This window comes from Olsenella sp. Marseille-QA0557, from assembly GCF_965119725.1.
In the GTDB taxonomy this organism is placed as follows: Bacteria; Actinomycetota; Coriobacteriia; order Coriobacteriales; family Atopobiaceae; genus Coprovicinus; species Coprovicinus avistercoris.
In genome coordinates, this window is the sequence record NZ_CBCPMI010000001.1 from 1,262,275 (window position 1) to 1,283,615 (window position 21,341).

Annotated in this window: 7 protein-coding genes; all 7 read left to right on the plus strand. The window is 51.2% G+C overall.

Annotated features, from left to right (window positions below; genetic code table 11):
• Positions 1-82 precede the first annotated feature (82 nt).
• The gene (ligA, locus tag ACQY6Y_RS05825) at positions 83-2,248 is read left to right on the plus strand and encodes an NAD-dependent DNA ligase LigA (RefSeq protein WP_428379957.1); all 2,166 of its coding nucleotides are present in this window, start codon (positions 83-85) and stop codon (positions 2,246-2,248) included.
• 108 nt (positions 2,249-2,356) lie between these two features.
• Positions 2,357-3,568 carry an MFS transporter gene (locus tag ACQY6Y_RS05830; RefSeq protein ID WP_428379371.1) on the plus strand — a complete coding sequence of 404 codons (1,212 nt, stop codon included), beginning with the start codon at positions 2,357-2,359 and terminating at the stop codon, positions 3,566-3,568.
• 166 nt (positions 3,569-3,734) lie between these two features.
• Complete coding sequence (locus ACQY6Y_RS05835) at positions 3,735-4,838, plus strand: glycerol dehydrogenase (RefSeq protein WP_428379372.1); 1,104 nt, start codon at positions 3,735-3,737, stop codon at positions 4,836-4,838.
• Between the two features lie 339 nt (positions 4,839-5,177).
• Positions 5,178-13,526 (plus strand): metallophosphoesterase, encoded by an 8,349-nt coding sequence (locus tag ACQY6Y_RS05840; protein WP_428379373.1) that lies wholly within the window; start codon positions 5,178-5,180, stop codon positions 13,524-13,526.
• A 121-nt stretch (positions 13,527-13,647) separates the two neighbouring features.
• Entirely contained in the window at positions 13,648-15,849 is a 2,202-nt protein-coding gene (locus ACQY6Y_RS05845) for an alpha/beta fold hydrolase (RefSeq protein WP_428379374.1), read from the plus strand.
• 33 nt (positions 15,850-15,882) lie between these two features.
• A complete protein-coding gene (gene nth, locus ACQY6Y_RS05850) occupies positions 15,883-16,545 on the plus strand; it encodes an endonuclease III (protein WP_428379375.1) in 663 nt (220 codons plus the stop codon).
• Positions 16,546-16,728: 183 nt separating this feature from the next.
• Positions 16,729-21,339 (plus strand): glutamate synthase large subunit, encoded by a 4,611-nt coding sequence (gene gltB / locus ACQY6Y_RS05855; RefSeq protein WP_428379376.1) that lies wholly within the window; start codon positions 16,729-16,731, stop codon positions 21,337-21,339.
• Positions 21,340-21,341: the final 2 nt, after the last annotated feature.

Genomic DNA, 21,341 nt, shown 5'->3' on the forward strand with positions numbered 1-21,341 from the left:
AGAGGAACGTGGCACTATGGCAAACGCCCGCGAGAATGCTCAAAAGCTGGATACCAACGTTCAGCAGACGTCTCTTTTTGATATGCAGTCTCCCGAGGAGACTGAACCTTCAACTCCAGCAGAGCGTGCTCAATGGTTGAATCAACGCCTTGAGCACGCTGCTTGGCGCTATTATGCACTTGACGATCCCGAGATGACGGATGCTGAGTTTGACCGTTTGCTGGTTGAACTTCAAGACATTGAGGCGCTTCATCCTGAGCTCGTAACTCCTGACTCTTATACGCAGCGTGTAGGAGGATATGTCTCTGAGCAGTTTGCCTCTGTTACGCACGCCAGCCGTATGTATTCCATGGATGATGCCATGGATCTTGGAGAGCTTGATGCGTGGCTCAATCGTACGGAAGAGACGCTGGCGCAGCTTGCTGCTTCAGGCGATAGCCGCGCAGAAGGAAAGCCATCCTATACCTGTGAGCTAAAGATTGACGGTTTGGGTGTTGCTCTTACCTATCGTGATGGTAGATTTGTGCGCGCGGCAACTCGCGGCGATGGTACTACGGGCGAAGATGTAACTGCCAACGTCCTTACCATTTCTGACATTCCACGAACACTTGCACGAGCAGGTCTTGAGCATGTCACCAATCTCGGACTGCATCAAAGCATTGAGGTTCGCGGCGAAGTCTATATGCCAAAAAGCAGTTTCGTTCGTCTAAACGAGCAGAACGATGAGGCGGGTAGACCTCCATTTGCCAACCCTCGCAATGCAGCGGCAGGCTCCCTTCGCCAAAAGGATCCTGCGGTCACCGCATCTCGCGATCTTGAGACCTTCCTCTATGCCGTTGCAGACGAAACGCCCATAGACGTTACCTGCCAGCATGAGTTTCTCGCTTGGCTTTCGGACTGCGGCTTTTCTGTTAACCCGCATGCTCGGCGTTGTGCTTCTGCCTCTGAGGTGCATGCGTTTTGCGAGGAGGCGCTCGCTGGTCGCGATGAGCTGGGCTATGACATCGATGGCGTTGTTGTAAAAGTGGATTCATTTGCCCAACAAGCTGCGCTTGGTTTTACTGCTCGCGCGCCTCGCTGGGCTATAGCCTTTAAGTTCCCGCCTGAGGAGAAGCGCACGGTTCTGCGCGAGATTCGTATTCAGGTTGGTCGTACCGGAGTCCTTACACCGGTTGCCGAGTTTGATCCGGTTCGCGTTGCGGGCTCAACTATTGCTCGAGCAACACTGCACAACCTTGATGAAGTGCGCCGTAAGAATGTTCGCGTGGGCGACACCATCGTGGTTCATAAAGCTGGTGACGTTATTCCTGAGGTTGTTGGACCTGTGTTGGAGCTTCGTCCGGAAGACGCTCCTGAGTTCCAAATGCCCGAGAAGTGCCCCAGCTGTGGGGGGCCTGTTGTACACGAGGAGGGCGAAGTAGCGTTCCGCTGCGTCTCTCTCGATTGCCCCGCTCAGGCACAGGAGCGTCTGGCGCATTGGGTAAGCCGAAAGGCAATGGATATCGACGGCGTTGGTGACGAGCTTATCGCAAGGCTTATATCTGCTGGACTCGTCTCAGATGTGGCGGATTTTTACACCAAGCTGGACGAGGCTTCTCTGGCCGCCCTCGATACAGGTAGAACATACGAAACAACAACCCGCGACCATGCTGCAGGCGATTCCATCACGGTGGGCACCACTATTGCCGCTAAGGTGATGGCCCAAATTGAAGCATCCAAGAGCCGTGGTCTTGCGCGAGTGCTTTTTGGTTTGGGTATTCGCTACGTTGGCGAGTCGGTAGCGCGTGCGCTTGCAGAATCGTTTGGCAACATTGTTGACCTCATGCTTGCCGATGAAGAGCGCATTGCCGCTGTGGAAGGCGTTGGCCCAAAGATTGCGCAGAACGTCCATGCGTTTCTTAAGGTTAACGAGAACCGCGTGGTTATTGAGCGCCTTCGCAGTGCGGGTGTGGTTTTGGAGGAGGAGCGTACAGCCTCTGAGCAAAGCCATTCGCTCGACGGTCTTACCTTTGTTCTCACTGGCTCGCTTGAACGGTGGACGCGCGATGAAGCAAAAGCAGCTCTCGTTGCTTTGGGCGCAAAAGTAACTGGCTCTGTCTCGCGACGCACAAGTTTTGTGGTTGCTGGTGAGGCGGCCGGCTCAAAGCTGGACAAAGCTCGGAGCTTAGGCGTTCCAGTTCTCGATGAAGCAGCGCTTGAACAAGTGCTTGCAACAGGCGAAGTGCCCCAGAGTTCGTCGGAGATGTAGACGTCATTACCGAGACGTTGCCAAGTTGTAGCAACAATCCAGAGTCATTACTGAGACTGTACTTTTACGGTACACTCAGTCCGTTTTTGGGCGAAGAGAGGAGCGAGCGTGGGGGAGAACCTCACTACGTTTCGTAGGTATTTATGCGTGTTTTTGCTGGTAGTCCTGGGACTTTCCTTAGGAGTATCCGAGTTTGTTGTTATCGGTATTGAGCCAGAGCTTGCTGCATCTTTTGGGGTTCCACTTTCTCGCGTGGGAGAGCTCATCAGTGTCTACTCAGCTACGTATGCAATAATCACGCCAATCTTGGCGCTCACTACGGGACGTCTGCGCAGGTTTCAGCTGCTCGTTGCCTATTCGGTCGTCTTCTGCATTGGCAATAGCGCGGCAGTTATTGCTGCGAATTTCACATCACTTCTCTTGGCACGTGTGTTGCTTGGATCGGTATCGGGTGCTTTGCTTGCAGTTGGTGTTACCTACATTCCTGAGCTGGTGAGCAAGGAGCGTGTTTCTCAGACAATTGCTATCGTGTATGCAGCGTTTTCTGTTGCTATGGTGCTCGCGACCTCTGCCGGTCGTCTCATTGCCGATCGCCTTAACTGGGACATTGCTCTTATCGGCACCTTAGTATTGGCGCTTGTTACCTGCATTGCGCTTGTTGCCTTTTTGCCGCGCCACGGCGCTACCGATGAGCCGGCTACCTTCCATGAGCAGGTTGGTTTGCTTAAGGAGCCCTGCGTGCTTGGCGGTATGAGCATCTTTATCTTTGGCGTGGGTTCGGTATATGTCTTCTATGGTTACGTTACGCCGTATCTCGAGCAGATTTTAGGGGTGAGCCCTACCATTTCGAGTGCAGTGCTCATGGGCTATGGAATAGCTTGTCTTATTTCTAACCTTACGTCAGGTTGGATTGCCTCTCGCTTTGGGCTTAAAGCTTTGATATTCACCTTCCCGGTGCAGGCTTTGCTGCTTTTTTCACTGTGGATGCTGGGTGGCTCAACGTTGCCTGCGCTTGTCATTGTGCTTCTTATAGGTTTGAGTATGTATTTGGTTTCGGTTCCTTGCGTCACCATGTTTATGGGGACTGCGGCTCAGCGCCATCCCAAAGCGCTTACGTTGGCAAGTTCGCTTGAGCCCATGGCGTTTAATGTTGGCATTGCGTTTGGAACAGCGGTGGGTGGCTCGGTGGTTGCCGGTCCAGGTTTGGCAAGCGTGGGCTTGGTGGGCGCTCTTTTCTCGGTAGTGGCATGCGCCTTAGCTGCCCTTACAACGTTTTTGGAAAAGCGCTCGCGGGTGCTTGCCCAACAAGACGCATTGTAGATGGGCGCGCTGGGTACATTCAGGGATGTAACGAGTGCGTCATGAGCTGATACAAGGCATTCTTTTGAACTGGTATGAATTAGACTGTTTCTTGTACGACACGCTCAGGGTGTTTTAGTTGCAATGGATTTGTTGTAAATCCATTGTCCTAAGAAAGGGGAGAGGTATGGCGCAAGTTTTTAACAGTCCTTCCAAGTATGTACAGGGTCCCAACGCTCTTTCTGAGCTCGGACAGTATGTTGCTGCACTTGGATCGAAGGCTCTTGTTATTATTACTGCCTCTGGTATCCGTCGCGTGGGCGACAAAATTCAGGCTGGTTTTGCTGAGGTAGATGCAACGGCAGACTTTGAGGAATTTGGTGGCGAATGCTCCAACACCGAGATTGATCGTCTCTGTGGCATCGTTGAGAGCGGCGGCTACAACGTTGTAATTGGCGTTGGCGGCGGCAAGGCTCTTGATACCGCTAAGGCAGTTGCCTATCACCGCGAGCTTCCGGTAGTAATCTGCCCAACCATTGCAAGTTCCGATGCTCCTTGTTCGGCGCTCTCGGTTATCTATACCGATGATCATGCATTTGAGAGCTATCTGTTCCTGCGCCAGAACCCCAACCTGGTGCTTATGGACACCACCGTCATTGCTGCTTCGCCGGTGCGCCTGACGGTTTCTGGTATGGGCGACGCTTTGGCCACATGGTTTGAGGCCAAGGCCACGGTGGATGCTGATGGATCTACCTGTGCCGGTGGTCATGCTACTCAGGCGGGCCTTGCTATGGCAAAGCTTTGCTATGAGACGCTCGTTGAGGATGGCTTTAAGGCAAAGATTGCTCTTGATCACGGTGCCTGCACCAAGGCTGTCGAGAAGATCATTGAGGCCAATACCCTTCTTTCTGGCATTGGTTTTGAGAGCTCTGGTTTGGCAGCGGCCCATGCTATCCACAATGGCCTGACGCAGCTTCCCGAGACACACGAGTACTATCACGGCGAGAAGGTTGCTTTTGGTACCCTGGTTCAGCTCGTTCTTGCCGATGCAAGCCGTGACCAGCTTGAAGAGGTTCTCGCATTTGCACTCGAGATTGGCCTGCCAGTCTGCCTTGAGGACATTGGTGTGACTGAGGTAACCCGTGAGAAGGTCATGAAGGTTGCCGAGGCTGCATGCGATCCGTCCGACACGATGGGCAACATGCCGTTTGACGTAACACCTGAGATGGTGTGCGAGGCAATCCTTGGTGCTGACGCTCTTGGTCGTACCTATGCAGGATATGACGATTAAGGCCGTCTGAGAGAAGAGTCCTGCTCTGAAAGAGCTCTTACACATATAAGTAAGAGAGCGCAATACTCTTGCTATTGAGGCGCTGACGCAGTGGATAAAGCTGCGTCAGCGTTTTTGTAATTTGCTTTCAAAAGCGAAGTTTCATACATAAAAGAGAGTTCTAATACATTTCAAAAACACCCTTTTACCTGGTAGTTTTCAGAACTCTTATAGAATCTGTTTATTAACATTATTCTCGCCTGACATTCCTCTTTTAAGGTGCTTTTTGATTATGAGCACCTCTGTCTCGCACATGACCTTTTCTCTGATAAATGCGATTTTGGAGAGGAATACAACAGGATGAAAAAACGATATGTACTAAGAAGTGCTGGTGGTATTGCACGCAAAGCACTCATTATTTTACTTGCAGCACTCCTAACATTGCCGTCACCCTTTGCTCCTATAGCACTGGCAGTGGCGGATGAAATATCTTCTCTTCAGCAAAACGTTCAGAATCCCCCTGTTGAGCCTATTAACGAAGAGCTCACTAATAAGTCGGAGCTCAAAATCGCTGTTTTATCAGACATGCACTATTACCCTGTAAATTATGTAAGTGACTGCGAAGATTACGATACCTATGTGGGCGGCGACCCCAAGATGCTTGAGGAATCGGGCTCTATTGCCGACGCCGCTGTAAACATGATTATTGAAGATAAGCCTGACATTGTTCTTGTCTCGGGAGATCTTACAAAGGATGGCGAGAGGCTCGGACATGAGCAACTGGCTCAGAAGCTTCAAAGAATAGAAGACGAAGCGGGCTCCGAGGTATTTGTCATTAACGGTAACCATGATGTCTATAACTACCTGGATGCCTGCACCTTTGAGAATGGCAAGAAAGAATCTACAGAGACTGTCTCTCCGGATGACTTCAAAACCATCTATGCCAATTTTGGCTATGACGGCTCATACGAGGCGCAGTATTTTACAAATCCCAATCATGATGCTGGTGAGATTGCAGGAGAGCTTTCCTACTCTGTTGACCTGGGTAAATTTACCATTGTGGCTATTGATTCTTGCATGTATAGCCCTGACGCCGGTACAGGTTATGATTCGAACGAGCATATTACGGCAGGTCGTGTAGATGAAGACTTGCGTCCGTGGGCCGTTCAGCAAATTCAAGATGCAGAAGCTGAGGGCGATACCGTTATTGGCCTGATGCACCACGGTCTTGTTCCTCATTTTGAGGGCGAAGAAAGTATCCTCTCTGAATATGTGGTTGAAGATTGGCGCTCTACTGCGAGCGCTTTTGCAGATGCCGGAATGCGCTATATCTTTACCGGTCATATGCATGCAAATGACATTGCTGAGTTTACGAGCAACAGTGGCAATCATATAACCGATCTTGAGACAGGCTCACTTTCCTCATGGATGAGCCCAGTTCGTACGGTTACGCTTACCAAGGGCAATCCGCTTAACGATGGAACAAATCGCACGCATGAAACCTTTAACGTGACGAGCGAGTCAATCAAGTCGATTGACTTTGTGGATCATACGGGAAATGCGACCCATATTGATGATTTCAAAACCTATACGCAGCAAAAGCTGTACCCCAAAGAACTTATCAACAATATGGCGTCAGGAATGCTCCGCCCAGTTCTACAAGAAATGTCGGAACAGGGCCTCAAGAATTGGCTAGCGGAAAACCTACCTGGGGTAGACATTGACGCTATGGCACTTCAGGCAATCCGTGATGCTCTTTCTGGTGGTATGGAGATAGAGCTCGGTTCTGGCATTGGCCGCATTTCTGTACAGTATCGCAACGGCGGAATTGTGCTTACACCTTCTGGTACTGCAGGGTGGGCCTTAGATGAAGTGTCCATAACCGATGCACAACTGCTGCGTATTATCGACGGTGTTCTTGCTCAAGTAGAGACACAGTATATTGATAATCCCGAGTATCTCTTAGAGCAAATTGATTCGATAGTTACGCAGGTATCAAACTATGGCGTGAGCTCACTCAACAGCGAGCAGCGCGTACTCTATGAACTGGTACTCATCATTCTTACAGGACACTATGCTGGCTCAGAAAATCCGCCTCAATGGGCAATAGATGCCGTGAGCTATATTGAGACTGGCGAGCCAATTTCTGGACTTATTCAGTTGCTCGTAGATGATCTCATGCCTGTTATTGATAACGTGCTGTCCAACACATCCATAGATACAGGCATTGCCTTTAGCGGTTTGTGGAAGACTGCCATTGATGCAGCAACCGATGATGGCAATCTAAAAAGTGCGCTTAACCTCTTTGGTTTTGATGACGCAAAGATTCGCTCGATGATTGAAGGACTTATCGGCGAATATATGAGTCCTAGCTTTCTTACGGGTATGGGAAGTCTGCTTGGCACCATTTGTAATGCCATGCTCTATGACACAAATGGTCAAGATGACGTCATTGATGGTGAAGGTCGCACCATAACATTTGATGGTTCGGTATCTGTGCCAGATCCTTCTATTGAGAGTGGGCAGCTACCAACGCAGGTGACAATGAGTTTAGGGCCGGATGCAAAAACAAGCCGCGCAATTCGTTGGTACACCGCACCAGAGGTAACAGATGGCACCATTCAAGTTGCCACAGATGCCGATTTCCAAAATGTTGTACAGGAAGTTTCAGCCACCTCTGAGGTGATAACCAAGCCAAAAACTCATTTGAATCTGGGCTTGATAAGCACCTACGGAACGCAAAAGGCTACAAAGCACTCTGGCGTTGTAAGTGGACTTGCAGAAAATACCGACTATTACTATCGCGTTGGCGATAAGGACCATGGTTGGTGGAGCGATCCTATCCCATTTACTACGGGCGCTCAGGCTGATGACAGCGATACCTTCAGCTTCATTAACGTCAATGACTCTCAGGGCATGGTTAAGAGCGATTACGATGTGTATCTTGCAACGCTCGGTCAAGCCCATATGTCATTCCCTGATGCAGCGTTTACGTTGCATGCCGGCGATTTTGTAGATGACGGCGCAAATGAAGATTACTGGACATGGGCGCTTGATGATACGAATAATGTTGCTCAGGGTATGGCTATGACTCCGGCAGCAGGCAACCATGAGGAGCGCAGTGATGTTGAAGGCATCACCGATGCCAACCCAATCGTTTCTCATTTTGACTTGGCAAATGTGCCTGAAGGACAAGATTTCTCTTCGGGTGTGTACTATTCCTACACCTATAAGAACGCACTGTTTGTAGTGTTAAATACGAATGACACTACAGCGGATGGATCTCTTTCTGATACTCAGTACAGCTGGGCATATGACACACTTTCTCATTCTGATGCCCAGTGGAAGATTGTGCTTATGCACAAGTCGCCGTACTCTAACGGCCCGCATCAAGATGATGAGGATGTCGTTGCTATTCGTGCACAGATGAATGTCCTGGCGGCATCTTGCGATGTTGATCTTGTCCTTTCTGGACATGACCATGTGTATAACCGCACACCCAATCTTGTGCGTGGTGCAGCTCAGGAAGTGGCAACAGAGACACAAACTCACAATGGTACAAACTACGAAACGATGCTCAATCCGTCGGGCACAACCTTCGTTATTGCTGGAACTGCAGGCGTAAAGAACTATGTTCAGACAACTTCTTCTGCCATCCCCAGCGCCATTGCTCTTGACCTTTCTGTGCCAGTATATTCAGGTGTTTCTATTGATGGTGATCATCTGTATTACCAGGCCTATAAGGTTGAAAGTGGCAGCTCAACGCTTATCGACAGCTTTGCTATTTCTAAGGCAGAGGAGGATAAGGCGCCAGCTTGGAAACAGGTGGAGGAGCTCATTGCAGCTCTGCCTGAGCAGTCTGATGTAACAAAAGCCGATGAAGAGGCAATTGTTGAGGCTCGCGCTGCGTACAACAATCTTTCGCAAGAAGATAAAGAAAACGTTTCTAATTACGACAGGCTCGTGGCTGCAGAGAAAATGCTCAGTGTCATTAAGAGTGCTGCCGGAAAGCGTACCGTTACCGTATCTAACGCTGATGATTTTGTTGCAGCCGTGAATGACTCTTCCGTTGGCACCATTATTACAACTGGCTCTTTCGAGTTTGATGAGGGCGGTTTGTTTGATGACGGAAACCGTGAGATTTATGTTGACCGAGACCTCATTGTGGGTGGAACGGGTGAGTTAAAGTTCTGTCGTTTCCATGTGCGCAATGGTGCCACGCTGGTGTTTAAGGATTCACTCTACGTTAACGATACCCGTAGCCAAGGGTCTATGTACGATGCGTTGAATCCAGTTGAAGTTGAGGCAAATTCAACGTTCATTACCACAGGTAGTGTTTCTCTTCGCACGGAGTATGGAAGAGGAGGCGCAACCGAGGGTATTTGCGTCAAGCTTCTTGGCTCAGGTGCTACAGCAATTCTTGGTAGCTCAGGAACCTATTGGGCATCAGAAGGTGCTGTGTACTCTCCGGCTAGTGGTACCAACATCATCATTAATGACGGTACCTTTAGTGCGAAAAATAACACACGCTTCATCATTGATACGTATGGTGATGTAACGGTGAACGGCGGTACCATTTCGAGCTTGTGGACGCAGGGAACCCTACGCATTAATGGCGGTACCTTTGAGCACCAGGATTCGGCATCCAGCACTAAGGTTCCTGTGAAGTTTGACGGTGCAAATGCCTACATTACAGGTGGCACCATTGTTCCGTACAACGGCACGTCAATGGATCTTGGCAGCAACTCAAAGGTGCATATTCTCGCCAGCAATAACGGCAACGTAAAAATTGGAAATAGCACTCCTTATGTTGGTTCGGTTGCTACAACTAACTATAAGGACGTAACGATTGGATATGTTGCCTCCAATGGTTGGGGGTCATCAGACGGTGTTTACCGTGTTGACGGATCAGTGGCTGCTAGCTCGGTAGAGGACATCGCCGCACTTAATGCAAGCCAGCTTTCCAATACACAACACAATCAAAACGGCAACTATATGGATGCCACTGTGCCCAATGGGACAAGTACGGTATTTGGTAAGTATTGGCTCTATGGCAATGGCAAAGGTGCACCAAGCGGTTCTGGTATTACCGGTGGAGGACAAGTCATTGTCTATGGTCCTGTGCGCACTATTCAAAATAATCCGGTAACCGGGGTAACCATTGACGGTGAGGACCTACGCGTAGTTGACCTGCGCCAAGAAGGATCTAATCCGCTGCGTTTGAATGGCTATACCACGCCAGACAATGCATTTGATAACAGCTTGCAGTGGTCTACATCCGACGAGTCTGTGGCAAGCGCAGAGTCTTCTGCTGGCCAAGGCGTTGTGAACTTTACCCATGCAGGAGGCGTTACTGTTACCGCTCGTGCAACATCCAATCAAAATGCTTCTGACTCAGTTGATGTAATTGCTGTTCAGCCCACACTAACTGGTGTGGATGTAGTGGACGACAGCACCTCTGAGACAGACAGAACATTCTTTGCTGCACCCGGATTTGTAGTTGCCAATTACACCAAACACAGTGTGAGCTTTACGTGGTCTACCGATAATGAGGGAATTGCCACGGTAGATGACCAGGGCGTTCTTACTATGAGGGGTTCGGGCAACGTCAAGGTAACCGCCACGCTTTGTGTGGACGGAAAACCAACTGAGGTAACGGTAAGCAAGGATGTTGTTTGCCGCGCCAAGCCGGAGATAACAGAGAGTGACATCAACCTTGCTCTTGATATAAAGGTTGACGATACAACCGACGTCCATGAAGACAAGACGTTTAGCGATCTGCTTGCAGATTCTTATACGGTAGGCGATATTCGCAAAGTCTCGCTTCCCTCTGAAGGCCTTGCCGTTGCAACAGATTTCTTGGGCATTACCCAGGCCGATTACGTATGGCAGGTAGATGTAACAATAAAGGCAAATCCGTATGTCTCGGCATATGACAGCTCAGCTAGTCTTACGGAAGGCACCCATGCGCTTACCAAAGACACTTCTGCAGAGCAAACTGTCACGCTTGAGTGGGATTACGCTTCGGCTTCTTGGAAGGTAGCTGGCGAAGATGCAAACAACGTCATTACCTTCAAGGTGGAGTGTGCTCCAGAGGCACCTGCAGCTCCTTCACAAAGCGACGTTGCAAACCTTGCGGGTATATCAGTAACGCTTGTCGATAAGAGCGAGCTCAACGGCGCTGCTCACGGAGGCACTCACCAGGACGCAGCTTTTGTCGCTCAGCCACAAGCTACGAGCTTGATTGAGACTTCCTTTACCATAGGAGAGCCGCATCAGAACACCGAAGGGGTTTGGGTTGCAGAGGTAACACTGAGCGCAGATGCCTATCTTGATGCTTATGCAGAAACGTATGGTTCTCACTACTATGCCAGCGCTGATGAGACAGGGCAGCGTACCTTTACGCTCGTGTATGACGATGCGAGCAAGACTTGGTCGGTAGATGAGAACACGCCTGCTGCGTACACCTTTGAGATTGCTTGCCTGTCGCTCCAGCCTATTTCAGTAGAGAAATATGTTGGAGATGGTGAGACGAGCACAAGCCATTTCCCAGATCCATACATTGAGGATGAGTTTGGTCAGACATACACAATCGACGAGCTCAATGAGCTTTTGAGCAATGGACAGACAGCACGCATTGCATACTTCAATGAAGATGGAACCGAGATTGATGACGATACACAGCCTGGCAGCTATATCGCACGAATTGTGGTAGACGGCAATGCTTCTGCTCGTACAAACGCGCAGAGTCAGACGCTTGACATTGAAATAAATGGTGAGACGTATACCTTTACGCTGGTAGACGGCACCCTTACGGTTAGAAGTGTGTCCGACTCAGCCGATGCTGAGCAGGGAAAACTAGACGTCGCACTGATTGCTCCAAATGCAAGTGAAGATGAAATAACAGGTGCGATTGCGGCAACTTCTGGTGGCGTTGTTGCTTCGTTGCCGGATGGTGCAACGCTTACTTACAATGGCAACTCAGAAGCTGTGCTCACCTCAACCGATGGAGTAAAGCTGCTTTCCGATGAGCTGTTGGGAAGTGACGGAGCTCGAGAAAAGCTTCTCGCAGATCATGCTGCCAGCCAGGGATACAGCCTCGAAGGGAAAGAAACAGACTTTAGGTATCTCGATCTTGTTGATGGCGCACAGTCAAACATTTGGGTTTCTTCCGATAAGGGCGTAGATGTTTACTGGCGCTTGCCTGAAGGTGTTGATGAAACTGATAACGTGCAGGTACTTCGTTTTGATGGTCTGCATCGTACCTATGACGACACCAACCTGGAGCAGGTAGTTTCAGAAAGTACGGTAAAGCCTGTCGAAAACACTCAAGTGCATAACGGTTACGTGAGCTTCCATGTTGCTCCGAGCGAGTTCTGCCCCATGGTGCTTTCGTGGGATAAGGATGAGCCGACCCCGCAGACGGTAGTTATCTCCTTTAACCCCCAGGGCGGAACCATTCAGGGTTCCACTGCAACAGTTTCTCAAACCATGACCTATGGCAGCAAGCTCGGAGAACTTCCAGAGCCCACACGGCAGGGATTTGAGTTTGTTGGTTGGTTTACCGAGTCTTCTGGAGGCACGCAGGTATCTAGTGAGACTGTCATCGACTTCACCACTAACACCACGTATTACGCACAGTGGAAGCTCCTGGATGACACTCAAACAGTATCTCTGACGCTCAACCCAGGTGCAGAAGGCATGTTTGCTGATCATGCACTCGGTGAGGCAATTACGAAGGATGTTGCGAGCGGACAAGCGCTTTCGTGGGGAGATCTGCCTGTTCCCACTCGAGAGGGATATGCAGTAGAGGGCTGGTATATGAACTCAGACTTTGCTGCCGATACGCGCGTTCAGTTCGTTGGTGAATCTGACAGTCCTACAACGTTCTCAACAGACACAACGCTCTATGCAAAATGGGTTGAGACACTTTCGGAAGATGTTTCTATAACACCGGTAACGGTTCCATACGATGGCAGTGGTCATGCGGCGAATGTATCCTTCACCGACGCTTTCCCAACTGAGGAGAGAGATAAGCTCGTTGTGGAGTACTGTTCTGCAACAGATGAGCAGGCTACGTGGACAACAGATGTCCCCGTGGCGGCAGGTTCGTATCGTGTCCGTCTGACGTATGAGGGAACCGAGAATTACCAAGGCTTCCAAGTAGAGCTGCAAGATCAGGTGATTATCACTCCCGCGCAGCTTACCCAGACAGGATTGATTGCTGAGCCCTCTGAGGTTGAGGCTGGAACAAAGCTTTCAGACGTAGCGCTTATCGGAAGTACCGTAGTAATGGATAACGGAACAGTTGTAAGTGGCTCTTGGGCATGGGCCAGCCCCGATACTGTTCTGAATGCCTCGGGAACATATGAGGCGGTGTTTACTCCGGATGATCCAGCACTTGCTGCGAACTCCACCCCGCTTTCTGCAGAAGTCTCCGTGGCGGTAGCTGTTCAAGATGAGGAGTCTGGTCCAACAGGAGATACGGGCGAAGATTCTGGCAACGATGCCGGCAATCAGCGTCCTCCTCAGGACAGCTCCAACACGCAGCAAAATGACTCTGACCAGCAGAGTGATATTGCTCAAGGTGCTACGGCTATTCCGGCAACATCTGATCCTGGTTTTGTGACCATAGCGCTGTATTTGGGACTGGCAGGACTTGTTGGTGTTGCAACTTCGATGGTCATAAGGCTTCGCAAGCGCAGTTAATAAGTTTCTAGTACCGTAGATAGAAACGTTGTAAAACAAAGCACCTCCGTATTTGCGGGGGTGCTTTGTTACGATGAGCAAAATACTTTGATTGCAGAGTGCCTGAATGACAGGAGATTGTATGAGCGCAACAGGCAAGAGCGGTTTCTTCGAAGGGTATGAGCCGACAGATTGCGATTCGTTCTACCTGCGGCGTGCTCGTGAAGAAGACCTTGAGGCTGTTCTTGCCATTGTGGAAAGCGGACGCAACTCTCTGGCTGCCGACGGTGTTGACCAATGGCAAAACGGCAAGCCTTCAAATGAGGATTTTGCTCGAGATATCCGCTCACAGAGACTCTGGGTCTTTGAGGACGCAGCCGGCACCATTGCTGCCGTTGCAGCATTGGTTGCAGGTGAAGATCCCAATTACACACTTTTGCTTGCTGGTGCGTGGATACCTGCTCCAAGCCAAATGACGCTACAAACTTATATAACCGTTCATCGTTTTGTAGTTGCTCCTACATATCGCGGCGCAGCTGTTTCAAAACGTTTCTTCCAGGCGCTCTTTTTGGAAGCACAGCGCCAGGGCTTTAATGAGATGCGCGTAGACACGCACCCTAACAACCACAGAATGCGCCGGCTGGTAGAAGGGCTGGGCTTTGCCTGTGCAGGAGTTGTTTGTATCGATGGTGATCGTAGTGATAAACGCCTGGTCTATCAGCTGTACTTTGAGCAGGAGATTTCCGGCAAGTACAGGCGGCTGTTTCGGGGCTTAGCTGCTGATTCTGCGGACGCACTTGAAACACTGCTTCCCAGATTCCCTCATTATTTGGATAACCCTGAAGTGCCCATTCTTCGACATCATCTGGTTGTTTCTATGTCCGATGGTGCTCTTGTTGATGCTTGGATATATGGACCCAGGGTGCCCGTTCTTGTCGGTCCTTATGGTATTGATTGCGCTTCAATTCCTCTTCTAGTCCTGCATGGCAATGGAGAAGATCATCGCTCTTTAGCTGCTCAAATTGCACACCAGGCAGCTGTGCGTAGCGTTGTTGCAATAGACTGCCGTGCCCAGGGCGTCTCTACACGCGGGCGCGCTCCGTTAACCTACGAACTGCTCGCGCAAGATGCTTTTGAAGTGCTAAATGCCATTGGTATTTCTCGTGCGCATGTGCTGGGCTTTTCCGATGGCGGCATAGAGGCGCTCCTCATGGCGCGCGATGCTCCTCGCCGCATTGTTTCGCTTACAGCAGTGGGTGCAAACTGCGCACCGTCCGGCCTTGATAAGCGCTTTTTGGAGCATGAACGCATACGCTCTATTGCCCTGGCCTTTGGCAGGGTTGTAAGCAGAAAGATGGAGCGAGCCTGTGAGCTGTCCCGCTTGATGTTGCACGAGCCGCACATCGCCGGCTCATCACTCTCTCGGATAGCTTGTCCTTCGACGCTTGTTGCGGGAGAACATGACCTAGTTTTGCCGGAAGAAACGCGCCGGATAGCTCAGGCAATCCCTCAGGCGCAGATGGTTATTATTCCGTCGTGCGGCCATATGGTTCCCCTCGAGGCGTCCGATGAGCTCAATTGTGCACTCGACCAAACAATTGCACGTGTCGAGCATAGCTCGGATGATGTTGTGTGTGACGGACAGCATGCCCCTCAAGCTGTGTTACTTGCATCTCCACGCCAACCTTATCTGCCCGACAATGTGGTTGCTCTGCCGCTTGAGCTTTCACAACTCAAACAAGTCTTAGCGCTCTATGAAGCACTTCTTGCACATGAGAAGGCCCACCAAGATGCTTCTAGGGAAAACACTTCCTTTGATGCTGAGCATCCTCGTTCTTCTGGTGATAGCTGCGGCTGGATTGAGGGATGTTGGCCGCTTCCTGGCGATGTTGAAGAGCGTCTTGCAGCCGGACAGTATCGTGGTCTTTTTGCGGCGGAAGATATTGGTAGTGACGGTAAGCCGTTTGCATCGGCGCAGCTCTTAGGCGTACAGGCGCTCGACCATGATATGGGCTATGGCTTTGCCGGAGAAGATCAGGATAGGGGAGGTGCCGCTCCTTGTTGGGAAAAGTTGCCTGACCAAGCTATTCTCGTTGCACATTTACTTGCGGTTAATCCTGCTGCAGGAAGAAAAGGGATTGGCCGTGCTCTTGTGGCAGATCTTATAAGTCAAGCGCGGATTCGTGGAGCAAAAGCAATTCGTCTTAATACCTCGCCAGAAAATGTTGCAGCTACGTGTCTGTATCACAGCTGTGGGTTCCAAACTTTGGCTCCCGTTTGGCTTCCCTATGAGGGGCTGCCGCTTACAGGTTGGACTGTGCCATTTGAGATGCGTCTTGATTAAATCGTTCAGAGGGTATGGGGAGAGGAGTATTTGATGCCGGTTGAGAGCCTCAAAGTTAAGCGTGAACGTGCCATAGAGGTATGCCGCCGTATGGAGGAGCATTATGGTCCGGTGGAATGTTTCCTCGACCACACCTCGCCATTTCGCCTTGTTATATCGGTGCTGCTCTCTGCTCAAACTACCGATGCGCAGGTAAACAAAGTTACCCCTGAGCTTTTCTCCAAATGGCCCACGCCAGAGGCACTTGCAGCAGCCTCAGTATCTGATGTGGCCGAGGTCATCCATTCGCTCGGTTTTTATAAATCAAAGGCAAATCACGCCGTGGCATGTGCTCAGGCAATCGTTTCCAATTTTGGTGGAGAGGTGCCGCACACCATGGAAGAGCTGGTAACACTTCCAGGTGTAGGACGCAAAACTGCCAACATTGTGCTCAATGTTGGATTTGGCATTGTAGAGGGCATTGCGGTGGATACCCATGTGAATCGCATTGCTCACCGGCTGGCTCTTTCCCCTAAAACACACGCAAAAGAACCGCTCAAAACCGAGCAGGATTTGCTCAAGATTATCCCTCGTGAGCTGTGGGGAAGTGTCAATCACCAATGGATTAGCTTTGGTCGTGAGACCTGTTCTGCCAAAGCCCCTGCTTGTGAAGGGTGCATGCTTGAAGATATCTGTCCAAGCGCACATCGCGTGTAAGCGTCTGATGCACACACCTTTGCGAACACGTTTCCAAACTTGAACAACGATGCGAAAACTCCCCTAACGTTCTGGGTCTGACCTAGGTGTCGCGGATAGACTGGCAAATCAGTAAGCTTTTCGTTTTTACGTTGATTTGAATGTCTTACGCACATGATGGTGAGATGGTTAGAGGGGGACTATATGGAGAAGGAGAGAGGCGCCCAGACGGAAACCCGTGGGCTATATCGTCCAGAGTTTGAACACGATGCATGCGGCATCGGTGCTATTGCAAGTCTTAAGGGTGCGCGTTCACATGCAATTGTTGATGACGCTCTCTCCGTTTTGGTAAACCTTGAGCATCGCGGTGGTAAGGGTCTTGAGCGCAATACGGGTGATGGTGCAGGTATTCTTTTTCAAGTCCCTCATCGTTTCTTCCGCAAAGAGGCCCAGCGTTACGGACATTTGCTGCCCGATGAGGGCGACTACGGTGTTGCCATGATTTTTATGCCTCGCGATGAGGCGGGTGTTGTTGCAGCACGTCGTGTGTTTGAAGAGGGCTGTGCAGCTGAGGGAGTTCCTCTGCTTTTCTGGCGAGAAGTGCCGGTAGATCCACGGGATTTGGGTGAGACGGCTCGTGCCTGCATGCCCACCATTTTGCAGGCGTTTGTCGGCCGCCCTGACAATGTGTCTCGTGGCGATGATTTTGAACGCAAGCTCTATGTGTGCCGTCGTATTATTGAGCGCCGCGCTGCTGCTGAGCACGCACTTCTCGATAAGATCTTTTACATCTGCAGTATGTCCAGTCGTACGGTCGTTTATAAGGGCATGCTCGTTGCAACCCAGATGCGCCGTTTCTTCCTTGATCTTAATGATGCGGCGGTAGAAAGCTCTTTGGCCTTGGTGCACTCTCGCTACTCGACCAACACAACGCCGAGCTGGGAACGCGCTCACCCCAACCGCTTTATCATCCACAACGGTGAGATCAATACCTTGCGCGGCAACATCAACTGGATTCGCGCTCGTGAGGCGAACCTTTACTCGCCGCTGCTCGGTGCCGATCTTGAGAAGGTTATGCCTATCATCAACCGAGAGGGATCCGACTCAGCGGTTCTCGATAATGTCTTGGAATTTCTCACGATGAACGGCAGGAACCTGGCGCGCGCTGTCACGCTGGTTATGCCCGAGCCGTGGGATCATATATCTCAGTTGAGTGAGAGGCGTCGCGCTTATGACGCCTATCAATCCATGCTTATGGAGCCCTGGGATGGTCCTGCAGCAATTGTGTTTACCGATGGAAAGGTAGTGGGCGCCGCACTGGATAGAAATGGCCTGCGACCTGCCCGTTATTATCTCACGCGTGACGATAGGCTCGTGCTTTCAAGCGAGGTTGGTGCCCTTGACGTGGCCCCGGAGAACCTTTTGCAGGCAGGGTGCTTGGGCCCTGGTGAGATGCTGCTTGTGGATCCCTTGCAAGGACGCGTGCTGTGGAATGATGAGCTGCGCGATTCGTTTGCACGAGAAAAGCCGTATCATGACTGGCTTGAGGCGGAAACGTTAGACGTAGATGATTTGGCGCTGCCAAAAGAGACGCCTGCACCTGCCGATGAGGGTGTGGACCTTACACAGAGAATGGCTCGCCTGGGATATCACTACGACGATGTTGAAGAGGCCATTCGTCCTATGGCGCAAACGGCCTCGGCACCGCTTACCTCAATGGGTGCAGATGTGCCGCCAGCGGTTCTTTCCCGCCATGCACGTTCGTTCTTTGATTACTTCAACCAGCTCTTTGCGCAGGTTACCAATCCTCCTATTGATGCTCTGCGCGAAAGCCTTGTAACCTCTACGCGCCTGTATCTGGGCAATCACGGCAATCTGTTGGAGGACTCCCGCGATTCTTGCAGGCTTATTCGTCTTGAGGGCCCTATTCTTTCCGATGAGGACTTCAAGCGCATTGCCTCGGTTTCACGCACAAGCTTCCATGCGGCATATTTCCGCGCCACATATAAGCGCACAGATAAACCGGGGGCGCTGGAGCGTGCTCTTGATGAGCTCAATCATGCTGTTGAGCAGGCTGTGCGTGATGGCGCCAATATCGTTGTCCTGTCTGACAGAGCTGCTTCAGGTGAGGTTCCTATTCCATCGCTGCTTTCTTTGGGCAGTGTGCACAATCATCTGCTGCGTGCTGGTGTGCGTATGCACGCAGATATTGTGGTCGAGACGGGCGATGCTAAGACACCGCACGATTTTGCAGCACTTGTCGGCTACTCCGCTTCGGGTATTTATCCGTATATGGCCCATGACTGCATTAAGCATATGGTCGAGACAGGTGAGCTTACCCTCTCTGCAGATGAGGCAATGGCAAACTATGACCATGCGCTCACCTCAGGCATTGTTGCCATTATGAGCAAGATGGGTATTTCAACCGTCCAGGGATATCACTCAGCCCAGATTTTTGAAATCGTTGGTCTGTCTGAATCGCTAGTGGCCCGTAACTTTACTGGTACTACGAGCCGTATTGGTGGCTTGGACGAGCTTGGCGTGGAGCGCGAATGCAATGTGCGCTACGATGAGGCGCTTTCGTTGGCGCAGAGTCCTGCACCCAATCAGCTTACGAGCTCTGGTCTCACCAAGTGGCGTCCACTTGGGGGAGAAGATCACCTTATCGATCCTGAGGCAATTTATCTGTTACAGCGCGCTTGTCGTGAAGACAATTACGAGTTGTTCCACGAGTTTTCTGTACATCTCCATCGTCCGGGTAGGACGGTCAACCTCCGCGATCTTCTCGATTTTGTACCGCTACCGACAGGTGCGGTGCCTCTTGAGGAAGTGGAGCCAGCAGAGCAGATTGTGCGTCGCTTTAATACGGGAGCTATGAGTTTTGGCTCGATTTCCCGTGAGGCACATGAGTGTCTTGCCATTGCAATGAACCGCTTGGGCGGGCGTTCCAATACAGGCGAGGGCGGAGAAGATCCAAATCGTGAGGATGCGCTGCCCAACGGCGATTCTGCTAACTCTGCAATTAAACAGGTTGCTTCTGGTAGGTTTGGCGTTACTTCGCGCTATCTTTCCAGTGCTATTGAGATTCAAATCAAGATGGCGCAGGGCGCAAAGCCCGGTGAGGGCGGACATCTGCCTGGCCGTAAGGTCTGGCCGTGGGTAGCAACCGTGCGCCGCTCCACCCCAGGCGTTGGTCTTATTTCGCCTCCGCCGCATCATGACATCTATTCCATTGAGGATTTGGCGGAGCTTATCTTTGACCTTAAGAATGCCAATCCGCAGGCACGTATCTCCGTCAAGCTTGTTTCTGAGGCAGGCGTAGGTACCATTGCTACCGGTGTAGCTAAGGGCGGTGCTGGAAAGATTCTCATTTCTGGCTCTAATGGTGGTACCGGAGCAGCTCCGCGTGATTCGGTGTATCACGCAGGTTTGCCGCTTGAGCTTGGCCTTGCTGAAACACAGCAAACCCTTTTGAGAAATGGTTTGCGCTCGCGCGTGGTGCTTGAGGCAGACGGCAAGCTCTTAGACGGGCGTGACGTTGCGGTTGCTGCTTTGCTCGGCGCAGAAGAGTTTGGCTTTGCCACTGGTCCTTTGGTGGCAATGGGCTGTCTCATGCAGCGCGATTGTCACGCCGATACCTGTCCGGTGGGCATTTGCACCCAGAATGAATGCCTGCGTGCACGCTTTATGGGCAAGCCTGAGCATGTGGTGAATTACATGCTGTTTGTTGCCCAGAGCCTCCGTGAGATTATGGCAAAGCTGGGCTTCCGTACGGTTGATGAGATGATTGGACATCCTGAGTGCTTACGCCAGGTGGAGATACCCAACCATCCCAAAGCAAACAGCTGTGACCTTTTGGCAGTTTTGGCTTCGGCCAAGACGCTCTTCTCGGCAGGACTTGCTGGTGCATCTGAGCAGCGCTATCTGCCTGAGATGGCATTTGATGAGGGTCTGGACGAGACGCTCGACGCTACGATGCTTATTCCTTATACCGAGGATGCGCGTTCCCATATGCGGCCCATTCGCCTGCGCGCCGATATTTCCAATGTCAACAGGTGTGTTGGCACTATGTTGGGCTCGCGCGTAACGAAGGCACATCCTGAGGGGTTGCCAGAAGGCTCAATTACGATTGACTGTGCCGGTTCTGCAGGCCAGAGTTTTGGCGCGTTCCTTCCTGCAGGTATTACGCTTAATGTGTCCGGCGATGCTAACGATTATTTTGGCAAAGGTCTTTCCGGTGGCATCTTGTCTGTTGCACCGCCGTCGGGTGCGTCGTTTAAGTTTGACGAAAACGTTTGCGTAGGAAACGTTGCATTTTATGGTGCTACGGCTGGCCGAGGCTTTGTAAATGGACTGGCTGGTCAGCGATTTGGCGTGCGCAACTCCGGTGCCACCATTGTGTGCGAGGGTGTGGGCAACCACGGCTGTGAATATATGACAGGCGGCGTTGCGCTCATCTTGGGCGAGGTTGGTCAAAACTTTGCCGCCGGTATGTCGGGTGGCGTTGCCTATGTTTACGACCGCTTCCGTACGCTCTCGTCGCGCTGCAATACCGAGCTTGTAGAGCTGCTTACGCCTGATGAGGAAGACTTCAAGCTCATTCATGAGTTGCTCGAGGAGCATGTGGAGCGCACGCAAAGTCCTCGCGGTATCAAGCTGCTGTTCCAATTCAGCGCCATACGCCGTCGCTTTGTGAAGGTAATTCCACGGGAGTATCGCCGCATTGTTGAGCAGGCTAAGAAGGAGCAAGAAGCGGGCGCTACGCCCGAAGAGGCAGTGGAACGGGCATTTGAGGCCCTGAAAGGGGAGATGTAGCC

What these genes read in the sequence shown, in the direction of transcription:
- ligA (WP_428379957.1), top strand. Translation starts at nt 83, where the DNA reads ATGCAGTCTCCCGAGGAGACTGAACCTTCAACTCCAGCAGAGCGTGCT.
- ACQY6Y_RS05835 (WP_428379372.1), top strand. Translation starts at nt 3,735, where the DNA reads ATGGCGCAAGTTTTTAACAGTCCTTCCAAGTATGTACAGGGTCCCAAC.
- ACQY6Y_RS05840 (WP_428379373.1), top strand. Translation starts at nt 5,178, where the DNA reads ATGAAAAAACGATATGTACTAAGAAGTGCTGGTGGTATTGCACGCAAA.
- ACQY6Y_RS05845 (WP_428379374.1), top strand. Translation starts at nt 13,648, where the DNA reads ATGAGCGCAACAGGCAAGAGCGGTTTCTTCGAAGGGTATGAGCCGACA.
- nth (WP_428379375.1), top strand. Translation starts at nt 15,883, where the DNA reads ATGCCGGTTGAGAGCCTCAAAGTTAAGCGTGAACGTGCCATAGAGGTA.
- gltB (WP_428379376.1), top strand. Translation starts at nt 16,729, where the DNA reads ATGGAGAAGGAGAGAGGCGCCCAGACGGAAACCCGTGGGCTATATCGT.